Origin of the sequence: Streptomyces sp. SCSIO 30461 (assembly GCF_037023745.1) — a bacterium.
Lineage (GTDB): Bacteria > Actinomycetota > Actinomycetes > Streptomycetales > Streptomycetaceae > Streptomyces.
Map to the genome: position 1 here is coordinate 243,104 of NZ_CP146101.1, position 19,502 is coordinate 262,605.

Genomic DNA, 19,502 nt, shown 5'->3' on the forward strand with positions numbered 1-19,502 from the left:
GTCGTCGACCACGGTTCGCGGTCGCGCTTCGGCACGCGCCGGCCGTCGGCCCCATGCCGGCCCGGACTCTTGTCCCGCGGCGCTTCGCGCTCCGTGTCCGCATGGTGACATTGATGAATGTGACAATGCCCGACGACTGCGTCAAGGGCAGTGCGCAAGCCTGTGGACAACTCCGCCGGTGCTCCTCGGCCGACTCCGGCCCCACGGGGCCCCCTTCTGTCACCGGGCCCGCTCCTCCTGTCGGGGCTGTCGTCCCTGGAATCCGTACGACCAGAGTCTGATGCGGAACAGCCGTCAAGGCTGACGACGGCTCCGGTCCCCGCCACTACCGTCGTAGCGTGACTGTGATCGTGACCGAAAGCCTCAGCAAGCGGTTCCCCCGGGTGACCGCGCTTGACCGGCTCTCCCTGGACATCGGGCCCGGCGTGACCGGACTGGTGGGCGCCAACGGGGCCGGCAAGTCCACACTGATCAAGATCCTGCTGGGTCTGTCCCCCGCCACGGAAGGCCGCGCCGAGGTGCTCGGCCTGGACGTCGCCACCTCCGGCGCCGCCATCCGCGAGCGGGTCGGCTACATGCCCGAGCACGACTGCCTGCCGCCGGACGTCTCCGCCACGGAGTTCGTCGTCCACATGGCGCGCATGTCCGGACTTCCGCCGACCGCGGCCCGCGAGCGCACCGCGGACACCCTGCGCCATGTCGGGCTCTACGAGGAGCGCTACCGCCCGATCGGCGGCTACTCGACAGGCATGAAACAGCGGGTCAAGCTCGCCCAGGCGCTGGTCCACGATCCCCAGCTCGTACTGCTCGACGAGCCGACCAACGGTCTGGACCCGGTCGGCCGCGACGAGATGCTCGGCCTGATCCGCCGCGTGTACACCGACTTCGGCATCTCCGTTCTGGTCACCTCCCATCTGCTGGGCGAGCTCGAACGCACCTGTGACCATGTGGTGGTGGTGGACGGCGGCACCCTGCTGCGTTCCAGCTCCACCAGCGACTTCACCCAGACCACGACCACCCTCGCGGTCGAGGTCACCGACAGCGACGCCCACCCTGACGGGGCGGCGGCGCTGCGGAAGGCTCTGACCGCCGCCGGGATCACCCTGCACGCCGAGGTCGAGGAGGGACTGCCGGGCGCCGGCCACATCCTCCTGCTGGAGGCGACCGGCGAGGAGACCTACGACATCGTCCGCGACACCGTCGCCGCCCTCGGCCTCGGACTGGTACGGATGGAACAGCGCCGCCACCACATCGCGGAGGTCTTCCGTCCGCAGGCAGCGGCTCAGCCCCAGCCCATGGAGGTCCCGGCGCGATGAGCACCCCGACACCCCGCACCGTGGACGCCCACCGCGACACACGCGACCGCGGCACCCGTATCCACAACATCGGCTACCGCAGCTACGACGGCGCCAGGTTGGGCCGGGCCTACGCCCGCCGCTCGCTCTTCTCGCAATCGCTGCGCGGTGCGTACGGACTCGGCCGGAGCGCCAAGTCCAAGGTGCTGCCGATGATCCTGTTCGCCGTGATGTGCGTGCCGGCGGCGATCATCGTCGCTGTCGCGGTCACCACGAAGATGACGGAGCTGCCGGTCGAGTACACGCGCTACGCGATCATCATGCAGGCGGTCATCGGCCTCTTCCTGGCCGCGCAGGCGCCGCAGTCGGTCTCCCGGGACCTCAGGTTCAAGACGGTGCCGCTGTACTTCTCCCGCCCGATCGAGCGGGTGGACTACGTGCTCGCCAAGGTCGGCGCCATGGCGTCCGCGCTGTTCGTGCTCACCGGTGTGCCGCTGCTGATCCTGTACATCGGATCGCTGCTCGCGAAGATGGACTTCGCCGACCAGACGAAGGGCTTGGCCCAGGCGCTGGTGTCGGTGGCCCTGCTGTCGCTGCTGTTCGGCGGGCTGGGTCTGGTCATGGCGGCGCTCACGCCGCGTCGCGGCTTCGGAGTCGCCGCCGTCATCGCGACCTTCACCCTCTCCTACGGGGCGGTGTCCACGGTCCAGGCCATCGCGGGCGAGACCGGAGCCACCGGTGTGGTGCAGTGGATGGGGCTCTTCTCGCCCATCACGCTGATCGACGGAGTGCAGACCGCCTTCCTCGGCGCGACCACCTCCTTCCCCAGCGGCGACGGCCCCGGCGGCGCTGCCGGCGCGGTGTATCTGCTGGTCGTCCTCGCGCTGATCATCGGTTCCCACGCCGTGCTGATGCGCCGCTACCGGAAGGTGGGGCTGTGACCTCCCAACCGTCACCCACCACCACCCCTCGAAGGAATGGGCTGCGCCCATGAGTACTCTCACCATCGACCACACCTCCCGCTGGTTCGGCAACGTGGTCGCCGTCAACGACGTGACCATGGAGATCGGTCCGGGTGTGACCGGGCTGCTCGGCCCCAACGGCGCGGGCAAGTCCACACTCATCAACATGATGGGCGGCTTCCTCGCCCCCTCAACGGGCGCCGTCACTCTCGACGGGCAGCCGATCTGGCGCAATGAGTCGGTCTACCGGCAGATCGGCGTCGTGCCGGAGCGGGAGGCCATGTACGACTTCCTCACCGGCCGGGAATTCGTCGTCGCCAACGCCGAATTGCACGGACTCGGCGCCAAGGAGGCCCAGCAGGCCCTGGCGACGGTCGAGATGGAGTATGCGCAGGACCGCAAGATCGCCACGTACAGCAAGGGCATGCGCCAGCGGGTGAAGATGGCTTCCGCCCTCGTGCACCAGCCCAGCGTGCTGCTCCTGGACGAGCCGTTCAACGGCATGGATCCGCGCCAGCGCATGCAGTTGATGGACCTGCTGCGGCGGATGGGCGCCGACGGCCGTACGGTCCTGTTCTCCTCGCACATCCTGGAGGAGGTCGAGCAACTCGCCTCCCACATCGAGGTGATCGTGGCCGGTCGGCATGCCGCGAGTGGCGACTTCCGCAAGATCCGGCGCCTGATGACGGACCGACCGCACCGCTACCTGGTCCGCTCCAGCGACGACCGGGCGCTCGCCGCCGCGCTGATCGCCGACCCGTCGACGGCCGGTATCGAAGTGGACGTACGCGAAGGCGCGTTGCGGATCCAGGCGGTCGACTTCGGGCGGTTCACCGAACTGCTGCCGAGGGTCGCCCGCGAGCACTCGATCCGGCTGCTCACGGTCTCGCCGTCGGACGAGTCCCTCGAGTCGGTCTTCTCGTACCTCGTAGCGGCCTGAAAAGGAGCCATCGACATGTACAACCCCACTGTCGCCCGGCTCACCTACCGGGCCCTTCTCGGCCGCCGCCGGGCCGCGGTCCTCTTCGTGCTGCCCGGGCTGCTGCTGCTGATCGCGGCCATGATCAGGCTGTTCAACGGTGTGGACGACCAGATCGCATCGGACGTGCTGGGCGGTTTCGCCATCGCGACCATGGTGCCGCTGATCGGTGTGATCGCCGGCACCGGTGCCATCGGGCCGGAGATCGACGACGGTTCGATCGTCTATCTGCTCTCCAAGCCGGTGAAGCGCCCGACCATCATCACCACCAAGCTGATCGTGGCGATCGCCGTGACGATGGCCTTCTCCGCCATCCCCACGCTGCTGGCGGGCCTCATCCTGAACGGCAACGGCCAGCAGATCGCCACGGCCTACACGGTCGCCGCACTGGTTTCCTCGATCGCGTACAGCGCACTCTTCCTGCTGCTCGGCACGGTCAGCCGACATGCTGTGGTGATCGGACTCGTCTACGCCCTGGTGTGGGAGACCCTCTTCGGCAGCCTGATCGAGGGTGCGAAGACGCTCAGCGTGCAGCAGTGGTCGCTTGCGCTGGCCGAGAGGGTCGGGCCCGAGGGCATGATCGCCTCGGACGTGGGTCTGCCCGTGGCCGTGTCGCTCCTGGTGGGCGTGACACTGCTGGCGACCGCGTACGCGGGGCAGAAGCTGCGGACGCTGACCCTGGCCGGAGAAGAGTGACGCGGTATACCCCAGGTGATGCGGAGCGAGAGGTGACGCGACACCGCCGGTGACGCGGTATGGCAAGCGTGTTGTGGAGAGCCCCCGGAATCCACCGATTCGTCGGTTCCGGGGGCTTCGCCGTGATCCCGTGTAATTCGGTGGCGCCCAACCGCCTCGCACGGCAGAGTGATGGAGACAGCGCACGGCAGTGCGACGCAAAAGCCCGACGAGATACCGAGACCGGGGAGGAGAACGGCGATGACCGGATGCACGAGTCCGCCGAGCTCCCCGCAGGGCGGCGCGCGGCAGGCTTCGGAGTAATCATCGGACTCCGTCGAGCCGCCCGCACGCTGCCCGGGGTGGCCGCTTCGAGCGCGCGAAAGCGCGGGCCACCCTCCCGGAGGATTGGCCGAGTGGTAAGGCACCGGCTCGCGCTGTGTTCGATGTTCGCTCAGCGGAGAGCCATGGTCGGGGATTCCCCCGCGCGCGTTCGATCCGCGCATCCTCCGCGATCCGGCTTGCTCAGCCGGCCAGCAGCTTCTCGATCACCAGCGCGATGCCGTCGTGGTCGTTCGAAGCGGCGATCTCCTGGGCCACGGCCTTGAGTTCGTCATGGGCGTTGGCCATCGCCACACCATGACCGGACCAGGCGAGCATCGGGATGTCATTGGGCATGTCCCCGAAGGAGATCGTCTGCGCGGCCTTCACACCCAGCCGGCGTGCGGCGAGCGAGAGTCCGGTGGCCTTGGTGAGTCCCAGGGGCAGCAGCTCGACGATCCCCGCCCCCGCCAGCACCACATCGACCAGGCCGCCCACCGTCTCACGTGCCATCCGCGTCAACTCGTCGTCGCCGAGTGTCGGATGCTGCACATAGACCTTGGTGAGCGGCGCCGACCACAACTCGGCCGGATCGGTCGCGGCGACCACCGGCAGCTCGTAGCCCTGGAACTCATAACCGGGCCCGAGGACGACCTTGCCGTCCAGGCCGTCGCGGGAAGCGGCCAGTGCGAGCGGCCCGACCTCCGCTTCCAGCTTGGCGACCGCGATCCCGGCAAGCTGCCGGTCCATGGTCACCGAGGTCAGCAGCCGGTGCTCCCCCGCGTGGTAGACCTGAGCACCCTGACCGCAGACCGCGAGACCCCGGTAGTCCAGGGCGTCCAGTATGTGACGGGTCCAGGGCACGGCACGCCCGGTGACGACGATGTGCGCCGCGCCCGCCGCCGTTGCGGCGGCGAGCGCTTCGCGCGTACGCCCGGAGACCGTGCCGTCGGAGCGCAGCAGCGTCCCGTCGAGGTCTGTGGCTATCAACCGGAACGGAAGAAGGGAGGCGGGGCTCACTTGTCGACAGGCTCCAGGACCTCACGGCCACCGAGGTAGGGGCGCAGGATCTCGGGCACCCGCACCGAACCGTCAGCCAACTGGTGGTTCTCCAGGATCGCGACGATCGTGCGCGGCACGGCGCACAACGTGCCGTTCAGCGTGGCGAGCGGCTTGACCTGCTTGCCGTCCCGCACGCGGACCGACAGGCGGCGGGCCTGGAAGCCGTCGCAGTTCGAAGCGGAGGTCAGCTCGCGGTACTTGCCCTGAGTGGGGATCCACGCTTCGCAGTCGTACTTACGCGAGGCGGACGAGCCGAGGTCGCCGGAGGCCACGTCGATGACCTGGAACGGCAGCTCCAGGGCGTTCAGCCACTGCTTCTCCCACTCGAGGAGCCGCTGGTGCTCGTTCTGGGCGTCGTCCGGGTCGACGTAGGTGAACATCTCGACCTTGTCGAACTGGTGCACACGGAAGATTCCGCGGGTGTCCTTGCCGTAGGTGCCGGCCTCACGCCGGAAGCAGGGCGAGAAGCCCGCGTACCGCAGCGGCAGCTTGTCCGCGTCGATGATCTCGTCCATGTGGTACGCCGCCAGCGGCACTTCGGACGTGCCCACCAGGTAGAAGTCGTCCTTCTCCAGGTGGTACACGTTCTCCGCGGCCTGGCCGAGGAAGCCGGTGCCCTCCATGGCGCGCGGGCGGACCAGCGCGGGGGTCAGCATAGGGATGAACCCCGCCTCGGTGGCCTGGGCGATCGCCGCGTTCACGAGCGCGAGCTCCAGCAGGGCACCGACACCCGTCAGATAGTAGAAGCGCGACCCTGAGACCTTCGCGCCCCGTTCCACGTCGATGGCGCCGAGCGCCTCGCCGAGCTCCAAGTGGTCCTTGGGCTCGAAGCCTTCGGCGGTGAAGTCCCGGATCGTGCCATGGGTCTCCAGGACGACGAAGTCCTCCTCGCCGCCGACGGGCACATCGGGGTGGACCAGGTTGCCGAGCTGGAGCGCCAGCCGACGGGTCTCCTCGTCGGCGTCGTTCTGCTCCGCCTCGGCCGCCTTGACGTCGGTCTTCAGCTGCTCGGCCTTCTTCAGCAGCTCCGCGCGCTCGTCGGGCGACGCCTTGGGGATGAGCTTGCCGAGCGACTTCTGCTCGGAGCGGAGTTCATCGAAGCGGATGCCGGACGACCTGCGCCGCTCATCGGCTGAGAGCAGGGCGTCGACAATGCCGACGTCCTCTCCACGGGCGCGCTGGGAGGCGCGAACACGGTCGGGGTCCTCACGGAGCAGGCGAAGGTCAATCACCCCCCCAGGCTACCGGTGCCGTCTGTCGCTTCCCCACCCGATTGATATCGCGTGCGTGTCCCTTTATCGCAATTGCCTCGACTGTCAGAAAATGTCGGATATGGGAAAAGCGGTCGTGGATCCGGAACGGCATCGACTGTTGGTCGGGGCGGTGGATGTCCGGCCGGTGATCCGGTCGCCGAGGGGGTGGTCGCGGGGGGTGGTCGCGGGAGCGGGCGCTTGCTCGTCCCGACTGTCGGGCCTGGGTGCCGCGCCGCGGCATTGTCGGTGCGGGTTGTCCACAGGGTGTGGCGTTCCGTGAAAGTTATCCACAGGGTGCTTCGGTTGTCTGTGGATTGCGGAGGGGATCGTTCCGGCGTTGAGGCTGATCCTGGTTTAAGGATCATCGAGTTTCAGGTGGGCCCTCTCTTGAACCCGCTTCGTGCACTCTTTCGGGTGGCAATTCCCGGATCTGTAGATTCGATCAAGGTAATTGCTTTGAGGGGCCGTCGTGACGCGCTGTGGATGCATGTGGGGCCAGTGGAGCGATTTGTCGACCATGTCGATCGACGGTATCGACTTGTCCCCAGGCCGAGGGATGGCCCTGTGGATAACTTTTGCCGATGGGTGACGGAAACTGGGCGAGCGGTTACGCGCGGCCGTCCTGGCAGCGCGCCAGCCAATCCGAGGCCGCCACGAAATCCGCGTCGGATGTCCCCCGGCGCAGCGTCCGCTCCTGGGGGCCTTGCTGCTCCGGCGGTGACACACCCGCCTGCGGATACGACCCGAGGAACCGGACTTTCGGGCAGATCCGCTTCAGTCCCATCAGTGCCTCGCCGACCCGGCGGTCCGCGATATGGCCCTCGGCATCGATCGCGAAGCAGTAGTTCCCGATGCCCGCGCCCGTCGGCCGCGACTGCAGCAGCATCAGGTTCACACCGCGGACGGCGAACTCCTGGAGCAGTTCCAGCAAGGCGCCCGGGTGGTCGTCGCGCTGCCAGATGACGATCGAGGTCTTGTCGGCACCAGTCGGTGCGGCGGGCCTCGCGGGACGCCCGACCAGCACGAACCGCGTCTCCGCGTTCTCGGCGTCATGGATGTCGGTGACCAGTGGCTCAAGCCCGTAGGTCGCCGCCGCGAACTCCCCCGCGAAGGCGGCGTCGAAACGCCCCTCCTGTACCAGCCGCGCACCGTCGGCGTTCGACGCGGCCGACTCCCACACGGCGTCGGGCAACCGGGCCCGCAGCCAGTTGCGCACCTGCGGCTGCGCCACCGGATGCCCGGTCACCGTCTTCACGTCGGACAGCGTGGTGCCAGGACGTGCCAGCAGCGCGAACGTGATCGGCAGCAGCACCTCTCGGTAGATCATCAGCGGCTCGCCCGACGCCAATTCGTCCAGAGTCGCGGTGACCCCGCCCTCCACCGAGTTCTCGATCGGCACCAGCGCGGCGGCGGCCTCTCCGTTGCGTACGGCGTCGAGGGCGGCCGGTACGGACACCATCGGGACAAGCTCCCGGGTCGCTGCCTCGGGCAGGGTACGCAGGGCCGCCTCGGTGAAGGTGCCCTCGGGGCCGAGATAGGTGTAGCGCATGGCGGACATACCCGTCACCCTAGTGCGCCCATGCCCCTCGGCGCGTTCGCGATCAGGCTTCCAGGAGCCGCTGCCCCACGTACTCGCCCTCCCCCGGCGCGCCCGGCACGGCGAACAACCCGCTCGCCTCGTGCCGGACGAACGGCGACAGGGCGTCGCCGCGGTCCAGCTTGCGCTGCACCGGGACGAAGCCCTTGAGGGGGTCCGCCTGCCAGCAGACGAAGAGCAGCCCGGCGTCCGGTGTGCCGTCGGCGGTGATTCCGTCGTGGAAGGAGAAGGGGCGTCGCAGCATCGCGGCTCCGCCGTTCTGCTCCGGAGCGGAGATCCTGGCGTGGGCGTTGTCGGGGATGACCAGTTTCCCGTCCGGGCCGGTCTTGTCGAGCGCGAGTTCGGTGCTCTCGCCACCGCCCGTCAGCGGGGCCCCGTCCGACTTTCGGCGGCCGATCACCCGCTCCTGCTGGGTCAGGGACAGCCGCTCCCAGTCGTCGAGCAGCATCCGGATCCTGCGGACGACCGCGTACGAGCCGCCCGCCATCCACGCTGGCGTGCCACCGGCCGGTACGAAGATCCGTCGGCTGAAGTCCTGGTCGGAGGGCTTCGGATTACGGGTGCCGTCGACCTGGCCCATCAGGTTGCGCGCGGTCATCGGCTGGGCCGTCGCACCCGGCGAGCGGTTGAAGCCGCTCATCTGCCAGCGCACGCGCGCCGCGTCGCCCGCGTCCTTCTGGATCGCCCGGAGGGCGTGGAAGGCGACCAGGGAGTCGTTGGCTCCGATCTGCACCCAGAGGTCGCCGTCCGAACGCCGGTTGTCGAGCCGGTCGGACGAGAACGGCGGCAGCGGGTCCAACTCGGCCGGGCACCGCGCGGTCAGGCCTGTGCGGTCGAAGAAGGTGCGGCCGAAGCCGAAGGTGATGGTGAGCGAGGACGGGCCCGCGTCCAGCGCCACGCCCGTGTCGCCGCTGCCCGCGGGCTTTCCCGCCATCAGCAGGGCGGCCGCCACCGACCAGCGGCGCATCAGCGCGGCGGCCTTCCTGCGGCTCGCGCTCGCGTCACCAGCGGTCAGGTCGAAGGCCATGAGATGGCCGCGGGACTGGAGGGGAGTGGTGATTCCCGCCTGGTGGCCGCCCGCGGCCGCGGCGTGGAAGCGCTCGGCCGTGGAGCCGACCGTGGCCAGCGCGATCGGTGCATCACCGGCTGCAGCGGCATGGGCCGCGGCCCCGGCGGCACCGCCCAGTGCGAGGCCGGCTGCCCCGGCCGCGCCGAGCAGCCGCCGCCGTGAGACACCGGGGCCGTCGCCGCCGGCGGCTGCGGCCGAGGCGGTGGATGAGGTCGCCGCCGTGGCTGCGGCGGTGGCCGTGGTGGATTCGGTGGTCGTGCTGGTGCTGTCGTTCATGGCCTCGTCAGCCGCCGATCTTCACGTTCTTCTCGACGGACGTCTGATCGATGTCCGATGTCCGTACGGTGAGCAGGATCCGCCACTCGCCAGGTAGGGGGACCTGGATGTTGTCCGCCCCCCACCGGCCGGGCGCGGAACGGGTGAGCCGGGCTGGAAGCGGTCCGATCGCCTGGTCCTCGAGGGTGAAGGAGACCTTTACCTCCGGGACGTCCAGCGGACGCCCATCGGGTCCGTTCACCTGGATCCGCAGTGCGTTGGCGCCGGAGCTGCCGGGCGTGACGTTCATCCGGAGCGTGCCCTTGCCGTTGGTGCCGCCGGCGTCGAAGCCGACGGCGAAGTCCACCGGCTTGCCGGGGGTGGCACCGGTGGACGCCTGGGAGCCGTACGCCCGTGCCGCGTTCTCCTCGGTGCGCCCCGGCTCGGTGGAGGTCAACGCGGTCGTGACGGCGAGGAGGGCGATGGCGATGCCCGCCTCTGCCAGCACCGAGCGCCGCAGGCCGGTGCGGGCGGGGTCCGCGTCTCTGACGCGCTTGCGCTGTGCGGTCGCCAGCGCGACCTGCTGGCGGGCGAGTTGAGCGGCACGCTCCGGGGCGACCGGCTCCGGCTTCGACGCGGTCTCAGCGCCGGTGCCGCCGGTGCCGGTCCCTGTCTCGTTCCTGTTCTCAGTCTCGGTCGCGGCTTCGGGGCCGACTCCGCTGCCGACCCCCCCTCCGCGAGCGGCCTCCGGCTCGCCGTCGCCGTCCGCGTCGAGCTTGCCTTGTTCCGTGTCCGTGTCCGTCCGGGTGCCGATGCTCTCCGCGCCCGTGCCCTCCGTGCCGGCGGCCAGTCGCGTCGTCCAGCGCCGGGAGATCGCGGCGGCCCCGACCAGCACGGCCACCAGACCCACCTTGACCAGCAGCAGCCGCCCGTACGAGGTCCCGGTCAGAGCCGACCACGAGCCGACCTGGCGCCAGGACTGGTACGCGCCCGTCAGTGTCAGGACGACAACCGAGACGAACGCGAGCCGAGAGAAGCGAAGCACCGCCGCGCGGTCCAGTGCCGGGGTCCGGTACAGGGCCACGAGTACCGCGGCCAGACCGCCCAGCCAGGCGGCGGCGGCCAGCATGTGGAGCACGTCCACCGGCATCGCGATGCCCGCCTGCAGACCGGTCGACGCGTGCTCGGAGAGCGCCCAGCTGCCGGCGATCCCGGCCGCGATGACCGTGCCGCCGATGGCGAGTCCGAACGTGAGGTCGTTCTTGTCCGCCCTATCCGCCTTGTCCGCCTTGTCCGTCTGCTCGGACTGCTCTGCCTCGGTGCCGCGCCTCGCGTACGCCCCGAACAGCACCGCCAGGAACAGCGCCGCCGCGCCGAGTAGCAGCAGCCTGGACACCAGCGCGGTCCCGGTCTTGGTCCCCAGGACGGCCTTGAGCCCGCCCAGATCGAGCACGTCAGCCAGCTCCCCGGAACCGGTGTACGGGGTGCGCAGCACCAGCATCGCCAGCGTCGCGGCGATCAGCGTCCCCCAGCCCCGCACGATCAGCCGCTGCAACGGCCGCTCGCCCGCGCCGTCCCGCCAGCAGGCGAGGACGAACGCCGCACCGCCCGCGAGCATGATGAAGCCCGCATAGGCCGCGTACCGCGCGACCCCGTACAGCGTTCCGACGAGGCCGCCGCCCGCCTCCTGCTTCGGCAGGGCGACCACGGTCCGCGAGGGGGCGCCGATCGAGAACGTGAAGGCGCCGGCCACCGGATGGCTGTCGGCGGACACCGCCTGCCACGCCACGGTGTACGTGCCCTTGACCAGGCCGTCGGTATCGATGGAGACGCCGTACCGGACGACGCCCGCACCGGACAGATCGCGCAGCAGGCCGCTGTCGACCCGCTTGCTCTTGGGGTCGAGAACCCGGATCGAGTCGTTCCCCATGGCGACCTGCTCGGAGAAGGTGAGCGTGACGTCCTTGGGTGCGGTGGCGAGCACCGCCCCGTCCTTCGGGTTGCTCCCGGTCAGCGCGGCGTGCGCGCTCGCGGGCGTGGCGCCGGCGAGCAGCGTGCCGATCAGGGCGGCGGTGACGAGCAGCAGCCGGACCAGGGCGGTGCCCAGGGTCCCGAAGCGCGGGGCGGTGGCCGTCATGGTGTGTTCCCTCGGTGCGTCAGTGGTGCTTCGGGTTGTACGTGGCTTCCTTCACCGGAAGCTCAACCTCGACCTGGCCGGACTTCTCGAAGTGCAGTTCCACGGACACGTTGTCGCCAGCCTTCAGCTGCCGCTTGAGCCCCATGAACATCATGTGACTCGCGCCGCGTTCGAGGTTCAGCTCCCCGTTCGCCGGGACGTCGAAGGCCGTGACGTGCTGCATCTTCTGGCCTTTGGTCTCGTGGATCGTCACCTCGTCGGCTATCTCGCTGGTGACCGAGGTGAGTTTGTCCCCCTCACCGCCGCTGTTGGTGACGGTGAGGAACCCGGAGGCCATGTCCCCGACAGGCTGGGGCATGAAGGCGCCGCTGATCTTGATGTCCGGGCCGTCCGGCACCGCGCCGGACGAGCACCCCGCCAGTGTCATGCTCGCCGCGGCGACCAGGCACGCGGCGATGGCGGCAGCGGTGCGGCGGTTCACGGTCGCTCCCCCTTGATGAGTTTCGGCAGGTCCTTGGCGTAGTCCTCGGTGCTGGTGTCCTCCCCGTAGAGCACGTAGCCCTGGTCGGTCTTGGGCGAGAAGGCGATCACCTGTGCGCCGTGCATGGAGACGACGGAACCGTCCTTCTCCTTCTTCGGCGGGTCGATCCCGATGCCCAGCTGCCGCGCGCCCGCCTGGATGGTCGGAAAGTCGCCGGTGAGCCCGGTGAAGGAGGCGTCACCAGCCGACGGCAGCCACTTGGCGAGCTCGGCGGAGGTGTCCCGTTCGGGGTCGGTGGTGACGAAGACGACCTGGAGCTTGTCCTGGTCGGCCTTGGGCAGCTTCTTCTTGGCGACGGCGATGTTGCTCATCGTCAGCGGGCACACGTCCGGGCAGTGGGTGTAGCCGAAGTAGACCAGCGTCGGCTTGCCCTTGGTCTGTGCGCGGAAGTCGTAGGCCTTGCCCTCGGTGTCCTTCAGGACGAGGTCGGGCTTGGTGAAGGGGCGGTCGAGGACCGTGGCCGCCTTGGTCTTCGGCTCGGCGGAGACATCGCCGAAGCCACCGGCCCCGGCCGGTGCCGGATCGTCGGCGGAGCCGCAGGCGGAGAGGGTCAGCGCGGCGGCCGCCGCGAGGGCGGCGGCTGTCAGCTTCTTCGCGTGCTTCTTGTTCTGCTTGTTCTGCTTGTGCATGGAGGAATGTCCCAGTGGTGACGTGATGAGGTGCCGGTACACAGGGTTGCGAGGCGCCTGGTCGGGAGGCGCCTGGTCAGGAGGCGCGGTCAGGAGGTGCGTCGCCGCCCCGCCAGCACGCCGAACGCGACCCCCGCGACGCCCACCGCGATACCGACGACGGCCAGCACACGGGCGGTGGTGTCGCTGCCCGACGCGGCCGCCGCGGATTCGGACCCGCCATCGCCGTGCTCGCCGCCTTGGTGGCCCTTGGCGTTCTTGTCGTCGGTCGCGGCGCCACCGCCGTGGTGATCACCCGTCGCGGCCGACAGGGTGAGCACGGGCGCCGGGTTCTCCGGCTCCGCAGCGCCTTCCTTCGGCTCCTCGATCCAGCGCACGACCTCCTTGTTGTCGTACGTCTGGAGGGCCTTGAAGACCAGCGAGTCGGTGTCCTCGGGCAGCTTGCCGAGCGACACCGGGAACTGCTGGAACTCACCGGGGGCGATCTTGCCGCCGTCTGAGGTCCAAGTGATCTTGGTGACGGCCTCGGTGATCTGCTTGCCGTGCACGGTGAGCGGCTTGGCCAGCCTGGCCTTGGTGACGGCTGCCTTCCAGCCGGGGACGGGCTGCGGCATCACGGAGGACAGCGGGTGCTCGGTGGGGAGATTGACCTCCAGCTTCACCGTGGAGGCGGAGTCCCGCTCGTTGGGGACCTTGAAGTTGACCGTGGCGTAGCCGCCCTTGGCCGCTTCGCCCTGCGGCTGCACGCTGACATGGGCGAAGGCGGGGACGGAGAGCAGCAGCACGGAGGAAGCGGCGATCCCGGCGGTGACGGTGAGACGGGAGAAGGTGTTCATGGTGAAGGACACTCCACGGAGCAGAAGCTGAAAGGTGATCGGCCCGTGCGCGGGTACGCCCGGACACTGCGGCACCACCCCCCTGGAGTGGTCCGCGTCAGGCTGCGAGTTCGAGTTCGCGTACGAGTTCGCGTATGGGGGCGGCCGGCGGGCCGCGCCTGATCACCGTGTGCTGGAGTGCCCCGCTCGCCGGTGGCAAGGGAGTGTCGAGAGGCAGGGGCAGGGCACGCGGAGCCCGTCCGGGCGCCCCCGGCAGCCCGGCGAGCAAGGCCCGCGCGAATACGAGCGCAGCGCGCAGGGCTCGTGCCCGCGCCTCTTCGGCGAGTTCCGTGCCACCGCGTGCCGAAAGCCGGGCCAGCCGGAACAGCGCGATCTCACCGCGGCGCAGCAACCAGCCGATGGCGAGGGCGGCCAGCAGATGGCCGAGCACCATCGGCAGGTCGGGCAGCAGCCCGGTGGTCTCCGGGGGAGCAAGCGCCGGATGCCGGTGCGCCGCTCCCGCGGCGGAGTGCAGGCTCGCCGGGTCGATCCCTGCGCGGGTCACGATCCGGTGCGCGTCGGCCGGGCTCAGCGCGGCGGCCCCCGATCCGCACAGCAGCTTCGCCGCCGTCCTGATCAGGGCGTCGTCTGCGGTCGGCGCCAGCGTGAGCTGCCGCTGACCGAGCCCGAAGAGGGCGTGCAGGGCGAGTTGTCCACCGGTCAGCGCGGCGGCGATGACCGGCATCGACCGCTCACGCCCGGCGAGTGGTACCACCACGGTGAAGACGCCCAGGAACCCTGCCGCCAGCGTCCACCACGGTACTGCCGCGCATGACGCCATGACGTGCCCGAGCGCGGACAGCACGACGCAGACCGCGGCGAACACCGCGGCCCTCAGTAGCCGCAGACCGGCTCCGGCATACGCGGTCGAGGTCTCGACCGCCGGTGGGGCAGACATGGCCGGGTCATCATCGCACTGGGGGTGTCGGCGCCGGGCGGCAGGTCCGGAAGGTCGCTTTGCGGCGGCTTTACGTGCGGGCCGGGCCCCTCCGTACGTCCTCGTGCCCTGTCGTACGCTCCTGTGCTCCCCGTCCCGACTGCGTGGCCAACCCGTGCTCCGGTTGTGCGCCGCTTCTCGGACGCGGGCCGCAACCGGCCCTCGTACCCCGGTATGCGCGGTCTTCGCGTCGGCCGAACGAGGGGCAATGCCGTCTCTCGGTACAAGGGGCGCTTACGAACGGTGCTGCGCGGCAATACGTATCGGTATGTCGAGCCGCAGCCAGGAGGCTGGAGCATGAGCATCTGGTGGACCCTCCACTTGCGGCGCGAGGCTGCGAGCGTTCCGCTCGCCCGTCGTCTCCTTCTCGGCACGATGGAGACCGCGGGCGTCGATCCCGATATCTCCTACGACCTGTCGGTCGCGCTGAGCGAGGCGTGTGCCAACGCCGTCGAGCACGGCGGCGACGAGGCCCGGACGGGTGCGCCATCGGCGGCGTACCGGGTGACGGCTTACCTCGACGGTGAGAAGTGCCTGATCGAGGTGTCGGACTCGGGCCCGGGCTTCCCCGTCGGCCGGGCAGCGGCCCCGTACGTACCTCTCGCCGATGGATCCTCCCTGTCTGCCGAGTCCGGGCGGGGCCTGTGCCTGATCGAGCAGCTCGCCGACCACGTCCACTTCGGGAACAGGCCGGGGCGTGGTGCGGTGGTGAGCTTCGACAAGATCCTCAAATGGCGGGAGGACGCCCTGCTCAGAGTCACCTGAGCGGGCGCCCTCCGGATACCGCGGCGTCCCACGGAACAGCGAGCCCGGGGCAGAGGCCTAGTGGAGCTGTCAGCCCTTGAGCCGCGCCATCCACGCCTCGACCTCGTCCGCCTGCCGCGGCAGCGCAGCCGACAGGTTCCGGTTGCCGTCCTCCGTGACGAGGATGTCGTCTTCGATCCGGACGCCGATGCCGCGGTACTCGGCCGGCACGGTCAGATCATCGGCCTGGAAGTACAGACCCGGCTCCACCGTCAGGCACATGCCCGGCTCCAGGGTGCAGTCCACGTACATCTCGGTCCGTGCGGCGGCACAGTCGTGCACGTCCATGCCGAGCATGTGGCCGGTGCCGTGCAGGGTCCAGCGGCGCTGGAGGCCGAGCTCAAGCACCTTCTCCACATCGAAGTCGCCGAGCAGCCCCCACTCCACCAGCCGGGTGGCGAGCACGCGCTGCGCCGCGTCGTGGAAGTCCCGGTAGGCGGCGCCGGGACGCACCGCGGCGATTCCTGCTTCCTGGGCCTCGTGGACCGCGTCGTAGATCTTGCGCTGGAGCGGGGTGAAGCGGCCGTTGATCGGCAGGGTGCGGGTGACATCCGCGGTGTAGAGCTCGGCGGTCTCGACGCCGGCGTCGAGCAGGAGCAGCTCACCGGAGCGGACGGCACCGTCGTTGCGCACCCAGTGCAGGGTGGTGGCGTGCGGTCCCGCGGCGCAGATCGAGCCGTAGCCGACGTCATTGCCCTCGACGCGGGCGCGCAGGAAGAACGTTCCCTCGATGTAGCGCTCGCTGGTGGCCTCGGCACGGTCGAGGACCTTGACGACGTCCTCGAACCCGCGAGCGGTGGAGTCGCAGGCCTTCTGGAGCTCGGCGATCTCGAAATCGTCCTTGACCAGCCGGGCTTCGGAGAGGAAGCACCGCAGCTCCTCGTCGCGTTCGGCGGTGACCTTGTCGGTCAGAGCCGCCTGGATGGCGGTGTCATGCCCGCGGACGACGCGGACCGGTCCTGTGGCCTCGCTCAGCCGCTTCGGGAGCTCGCGGACGTCCTTCGCGGTGATGCCCAGCAGCTGCTCGGCTTCCGCCAGCGAGTGGCGGCGGCCGACCCACAGCTCGCCCTGGCCGTCCAGCCAGAACTCGCCGTTCTCGCGGTTGGAGCGGGGCAGCAGGTAGATGGTCGCCTCATGGCCGCCGGTGCCGTCCGCGCCGGCCACCGGCTCCATGACCAGGACGCCGTCCTCGGTCTGGTCACCGGTGAGGTAGGCGTACTCGGTCGAGGCGCGGAAGGCGTACTCGGTGTCGTTGGAGCGGGTCCGCAGGTTCCCCGCGGGGACGACGAGACGCTCGCCGGGGAAGCGCGCGGACAGCGCGGCGCGACGGCGGGCCGTGTGCCCGGCTTGTGCGATCGGCTCCAGACCGTGCAGCTCGGTATCGGCCCAGCCGGACTTCATGTTCTCCGCGAGCTCGTCGGAGACTTCCGCGTACAGGCCGTTCTTGCGCTGCTTGATCGGCTCTTCGCCCGACTCTTCCGGGGTCTCCGGAGTGAGCTCCTCTGCCACGGGTCCGCCTCCTTTTGGTATGACACTGAACCCTCACCCATCGTACGGGCGTGCGGAAGAGCGTCCGCTGTTCCCGGATGTCCCCGGAGCTGTTCCCGGATGTTCCCGGATCTCAGCCGCCGCCCACGGACCACGGCGCAGCCGCGTCCAGGCCGCAGCCGTCCGCCCCCGGGCACTGCCCCACGAGTGCGAGCCGAGGCCTGGCCCCGAGGCCGCCGTCACTCGAACCAGGCGGCCAGCATCACCACGTCCTCGGTGTCACCGCACCCGTCGGCCGTGCTTGGTCCCGTTCCCGGCCCTTCTGCGTCGGCGCCCGGCAGCGAAGCCCCCGGCAGCGCGGTCCGAAGCACATGGTCGACGACCGCCGCCGGGTCGTCCCGCAGGGCCCTGGGCACACTCGCCGCCGCCGAGTGCAGCCGTGCGAAGGCCCGGTCCATGGAATCCCCGGTATGCCGGAGCAGCCCGTCGGAATAGAGAAGCACCGTTTCTCCGGGAGCGGGCGAGAATTCCACGCTCGGTGCCTCCCAGCAGGCCAGCATCCCCAAGGGGGCCGACAGCGAGGTCTCCACGAACTCGGTGCGCCTGGTGCCGGTGATCAGCGGCGGGGTGTGCCCGGCGCCGGCCAGCACGACCTTGCGCAGCGCGGGCTCGCAGTAGGCGAACAGCGCGGTCGCCGAGCGGGCCGGCTCCGTCAGCCGCAGCAGGAGTTCGAGGTCGGAGAGTACGGCGACGGGGTCCTCGCCCTCCATCACGGCGTACGCCCGCAGGCTGGCCCTGAGCCGTCCCATCGCGGCCAGAGCGCTCGGGCCCGAACCGGACACCGCGCCGACGGCCAGCCCCAGCGCGCCCTCCGGCAGCGGCAGCGCGTCGTACCACTCGCCGCCGCCGCGTGGTCCTCTCAGATGGCGGGCGGCGAGCCGCACTCCGGGCACCCGGGGCAGCCGGCTGGGCAGCAGTTCCTCGGTGATGGTGGCCAGCCGCCGCCGCGCCCGGTCCAGTTCGAGCAGCCGGGCGAGATGCTCGGTGGCATAGCGCCCGTAGAGGCCGACGAGATGGCGCTGCCGTTCGACCGGCTCCGCCGGTTCGTCGTAGAACCAGACGGCCACGCCCAGCTTTCCCGCCTCCTGGGTCGCCAACGGCAGAGCGTAGCTCGCGGCGTAGCCGAGGCGGGCGGCGACCTCGCGCAGCCGTGGGTCCAAGCCCTCGTCCCGGAACAGGTCGGCCTGGGCGACAGCCCCGGGGACCGAGCTCGGCGATCCGTCGAGGATCCGGCCGTGGGGGGTTGCGCTGCGGGGGACGGTCTCGATGTGACCGAGGTCGGCGTGGGCGAGGCCCAGACCGGTGGTGATGGCGGGGCCGCGGCCCTCCGGGGGTTCGAGCACGACCATGCCCCGCCGGGCGCCGACCAGGGCGGCGCCCGCGCGCAGGAGTTCATGGAGGGCGTCGTCCAGGGGCGCTGCCCTGGCGAGGCGCTCGGTGAGTTCGTGGAGCGTGGTGAGGTCGGAGACCCAGCTCGCGAGCCTGTCCTGGATCAGTGCGCCGGTGCCGATGGCCGGGACAGGGCTCGGATCGGCCGCAGTGAGGGCTTCGGCGGCGGTGAAGGCTGCGGAAGCGTGCGCCTGCGTGTGTGCCGCAGTGTGCTCGGGATCGTGAGTGGATGAATCGATTCCGGCCACTTTCGGCAGGTGAGGGGTGCTCATGCCTGCCGGCTTTCCGGCTGGCGCGTTTCGGCCAATAGCATCGCAAACCCCCATGTCGCGCTGCTCCGCTATCAATGGATCCACATCTACACGTACTCGTAAGGGGATGTCCAGCATTGTCCTCGCGGAATCGCCGGTGTCCACGGGGTGTTCGAGAGATTGTGGGACTGAGGGGCCCGGGAAAAATCTGGCCAAAAATTGCCTCAGGCGGCGGCTGATTGCGGTCGACTGAGCGCGTTCGAGAGGCCGAACCTCCCCGCAGTGGACACCGAAGGCCGGTGCTCCAGGAGGAGCGTCTTTCCGAGCGCGTTGGGTACGTACATTACGTACACGGTGATGGCCAGGGGTAGTTGAGACGGCCCTGGAACCTGGCGGGGAGCCCGGGCGTCTTAACCGCCGAGGCCGCCGCGCCCCATCCCTGGCGGCGGGACCAGTTCCACGGGACAGCAAAGCGCCATGCATGCGCCACCCCTCGCCATGCGTTTAATGGACACAGCCCATCTCGTTCGGCCCCTGCGGTGCTCGTTGCCGCAGCTCATGCCTGTGGCAAGTCCACGGTGCGGAGTGGTGGCGGCCGACTTGGACGCACAGCGAGACACACAGACGCACGTCACGTACAGACATCTGTACGGGCACACGTACGGGCACACAGCGAGTCGTACGGCGGTACGCGAGAAGACGCGCACGTAAATGCACGCTGGACGCACAGCGACACGCATGACCGTTCGCACGGCAGTACGCAGCAGTACGCACAGCGGCACGCATGGTGAAGTGACGCACACATGGTGTGATGTGGCCCTCGGCGTTCAACGGAAAGGAACGAGCGCTCATGCGCGAGATCCCTGGAAGGCGACGCAGGCTCTGGTCCCGGGCGGGCCGGCAGGACCGGGAGAACTGGCAGG

At 69.9% G+C, this 19,502-nt stretch carries 16 protein-coding genes and 1 tRNA gene; 6 read left to right on the plus strand and 11 right to left on the minus strand.

Going from position 1 to position 19,502, the window contains the following annotated elements:
- Window positions 1-344 precede the first annotated feature (344 nt).
- The 5 genes from V1460_RS01105 (at window position 345) to V1460_RS01125 (ending at window position 4,423) form a co-directional block, all read left to right on the plus strand.
- Window positions 345-1,316, plus strand: coding sequence for an ABC transporter ATP-binding protein (locus V1460_RS01105; RefSeq protein ID WP_338677845.1), 972 nt, complete (start codon window positions 345-347; stop codon window positions 1,314-1,316).
- Window positions 1,313-2,236, plus strand: a complete 924-nt coding sequence (locus V1460_RS01110) for an ABC transporter permease (RefSeq protein WP_338671573.1) — start codon at window positions 1,313-1,315, stop codon at window positions 2,234-2,236. The genes V1460_RS01105 and V1460_RS01110 overlap by 4 nt, the downstream gene beginning before the upstream one ends.
- A gap of 49 nt (window positions 2,237-2,285) precedes the next feature.
- Window positions 2,286-3,197 carry an ABC transporter ATP-binding protein gene (locus tag V1460_RS01115; protein WP_338671574.1) on the plus strand — a complete coding sequence of 304 codons (912 nt, stop codon included), beginning with the start codon at window positions 2,286-2,288 and terminating at the stop codon, window positions 3,195-3,197.
- A gap of 15 nt (window positions 3,198-3,212) precedes the next feature.
- Window positions 3,213-3,932 (plus strand): ABC transporter permease, encoded by a 720-nt coding sequence (locus V1460_RS01120; protein WP_338671575.1) that lies wholly within the window; start codon window positions 3,213-3,215, stop codon window positions 3,930-3,932.
- A 381-nt stretch (window positions 3,933-4,313) separates the two neighbouring features.
- Window positions 4,314-4,423, plus strand: a tRNA-Glu gene (locus tag V1460_RS01125).
- Window positions 4,424-4,436: 13 nt separating this feature from the next.
- Here the strand turns inward: V1460_RS01125 and V1460_RS01130 are convergent.
- From V1460_RS01130 to V1460_RS01170, 9 genes are all read right to left on the minus strand, one after another.
- On the minus strand, window positions 4,437-5,252 hold the full coding sequence (locus V1460_RS01130) for a Cof-type HAD-IIB family hydrolase (RefSeq protein WP_338671576.1): 816 nt from the start codon (window positions 5,250-5,252) through the stop codon (window positions 4,437-4,439).
- Entirely contained in the window at window positions 5,249-6,526 is a 1,278-nt protein-coding gene (serS, locus tag V1460_RS01135) for a serine--tRNA ligase (protein ID WP_338671577.1), read from the minus strand. Before serS ends, V1460_RS01130 begins: the two co-directional genes overlap by 4 nt.
- Before the next feature lie 628 nt (window positions 6,527-7,154).
- Window positions 7,155-8,105, minus strand: a complete 951-nt coding sequence (gene pheA / locus V1460_RS01140) for a prephenate dehydratase (RefSeq protein ID WP_338671578.1) — start codon at window positions 8,103-8,105, stop codon at window positions 7,155-7,157.
- A 43-nt stretch (window positions 8,106-8,148) separates the two neighbouring features.
- Window positions 8,149-9,489: an iron uptake transporter deferrochelatase/peroxidase subunit gene (gene efeB, locus V1460_RS01145; protein ID WP_338671579.1), complete on the minus strand. Its 1,341-nt coding sequence runs from the start codon at window positions 9,487-9,489 to the stop codon at window positions 8,149-8,151.
- Between the two features lie 7 nt (window positions 9,490-9,496).
- Entirely contained in the window at window positions 9,497-11,605 is a 2,109-nt protein-coding gene (locus V1460_RS01150; RefSeq protein ID WP_338671580.1) for a copper resistance protein CopC, read from the minus strand.
- Between the two features lie 19 nt (window positions 11,606-11,624).
- Window positions 11,625-12,086, minus strand: a complete 462-nt coding sequence (locus tag V1460_RS01155; RefSeq protein WP_338671581.1) for a copper chaperone PCu(A)C — start codon at window positions 12,084-12,086, stop codon at window positions 11,625-11,627.
- Entirely contained in the window at window positions 12,083-12,775 is a 693-nt protein-coding gene (locus V1460_RS01160) for an SCO family protein (RefSeq protein WP_338671582.1), read from the minus strand. Before V1460_RS01160 ends, V1460_RS01155 begins: the two co-directional genes overlap by 4 nt.
- 89 nt (window positions 12,776-12,864) lie before the next feature.
- A complete protein-coding gene (locus tag V1460_RS01165; protein ID WP_338671583.1) occupies window positions 12,865-13,611 on the minus strand; it encodes a YcnI family protein in 747 nt (248 codons plus the stop codon).
- Window positions 13,612-13,708: 97 nt separating this feature from the next.
- A complete protein-coding gene (locus V1460_RS01170) occupies window positions 13,709-14,548 on the minus strand; it encodes a hypothetical protein (RefSeq protein WP_338671584.1) in 840 nt (279 codons plus the stop codon).
- A 336-nt stretch (window positions 14,549-14,884) separates the two neighbouring features.
- Between V1460_RS01170 and V1460_RS01175 the strand changes: the two genes are divergently transcribed.
- Window positions 14,885-15,352, plus strand: coding sequence for an ATP-binding protein (locus V1460_RS01175; protein ID WP_338671585.1), 468 nt, complete (start codon window positions 14,885-14,887; stop codon window positions 15,350-15,352).
- A 69-nt stretch (window positions 15,353-15,421) separates the two neighbouring features.
- On the opposite strand, the gene V1460_RS01180 is transcribed toward V1460_RS01175, so the two are convergent.
- Both V1460_RS01180 and V1460_RS01185 read right to left on the minus strand, forming a co-directional pair.
- Window positions 15,422-16,900: an aminopeptidase P family protein gene (locus tag V1460_RS01180; RefSeq protein ID WP_338671586.1), complete on the minus strand. Its 1,479-nt coding sequence runs from the start codon at window positions 16,898-16,900 to the stop codon at window positions 15,422-15,424.
- A 218-nt stretch (window positions 16,901-17,118) separates the two neighbouring features.
- Complete coding sequence (locus tag V1460_RS01185) at window positions 17,119-18,717, minus strand: PP2C family protein-serine/threonine phosphatase (RefSeq protein WP_338677846.1); 1,599 nt, start codon at window positions 18,715-18,717, stop codon at window positions 17,119-17,121.
- Between the last annotated feature and the right edge of the window lie 785 nt (window positions 18,718-19,502).

Excerpts from the sequence above, each read along its gene's own strand:
- V1460_RS01115 (WP_338671574.1), top strand. The coding sequence starts at position 2,286 with ATGAGTACTCTCACCATCGACCACACCTCCCGCTGGTTCGGCAACGTG.
- V1460_RS01165 (WP_338671583.1), bottom strand. The coding sequence starts at position 13,611 with ATGAACACCTTCTCCCGTCTCACCGTCACCGCCGGGATCGCCGCTTCC.
- V1460_RS01175 (WP_338671585.1), top strand. The coding sequence starts at position 14,885 with ATGAGCATCTGGTGGACCCTCCACTTGCGGCGCGAGGCTGCGAGCGTT.
- V1460_RS01160 (WP_338671582.1), bottom strand. The coding sequence starts at position 12,775 with ATGCACAAGCAGAACAAGCAGAACAAGAAGCACGCGAAGAAGCTGACA.
- efeB (WP_338671579.1), bottom strand. The coding sequence starts at position 9,489 with ATGAACGACAGCACCAGCACGACCACCGAATCCACCACGGCCACCGCC.
- V1460_RS01150 (WP_338671580.1), bottom strand. The coding sequence starts at position 11,605 with ATGACGGCCACCGCCCCGCGCTTCGGGACCCTGGGCACCGCCCTGGTC.
- V1460_RS01110 (WP_338671573.1), top strand. The coding sequence starts at position 1,313 with ATGAGCACCCCGACACCCCGCACCGTGGACGCCCACCGCGACACACGC.
- V1460_RS01120 (WP_338671575.1), top strand. The coding sequence starts at position 3,213 with ATGTACAACCCCACTGTCGCCCGGCTCACCTACCGGGCCCTTCTCGGC.
- pheA (WP_338671578.1), bottom strand. The coding sequence starts at position 8,105 with ATGTCCGCCATGCGCTACACCTATCTCGGCCCCGAGGGCACCTTCACC.
- V1460_RS01185 (WP_338677846.1), bottom strand. The coding sequence starts at position 18,717 with ATGCTGGACATCCCCTTACGAGTACGTGTAGATGTGGATCCATTGATA.
- V1460_RS01170 (WP_338671584.1), bottom strand. The coding sequence starts at position 14,548 with ATGTCTGCCCCACCGGCGGTCGAGACCTCGACCGCGTATGCCGGAGCC.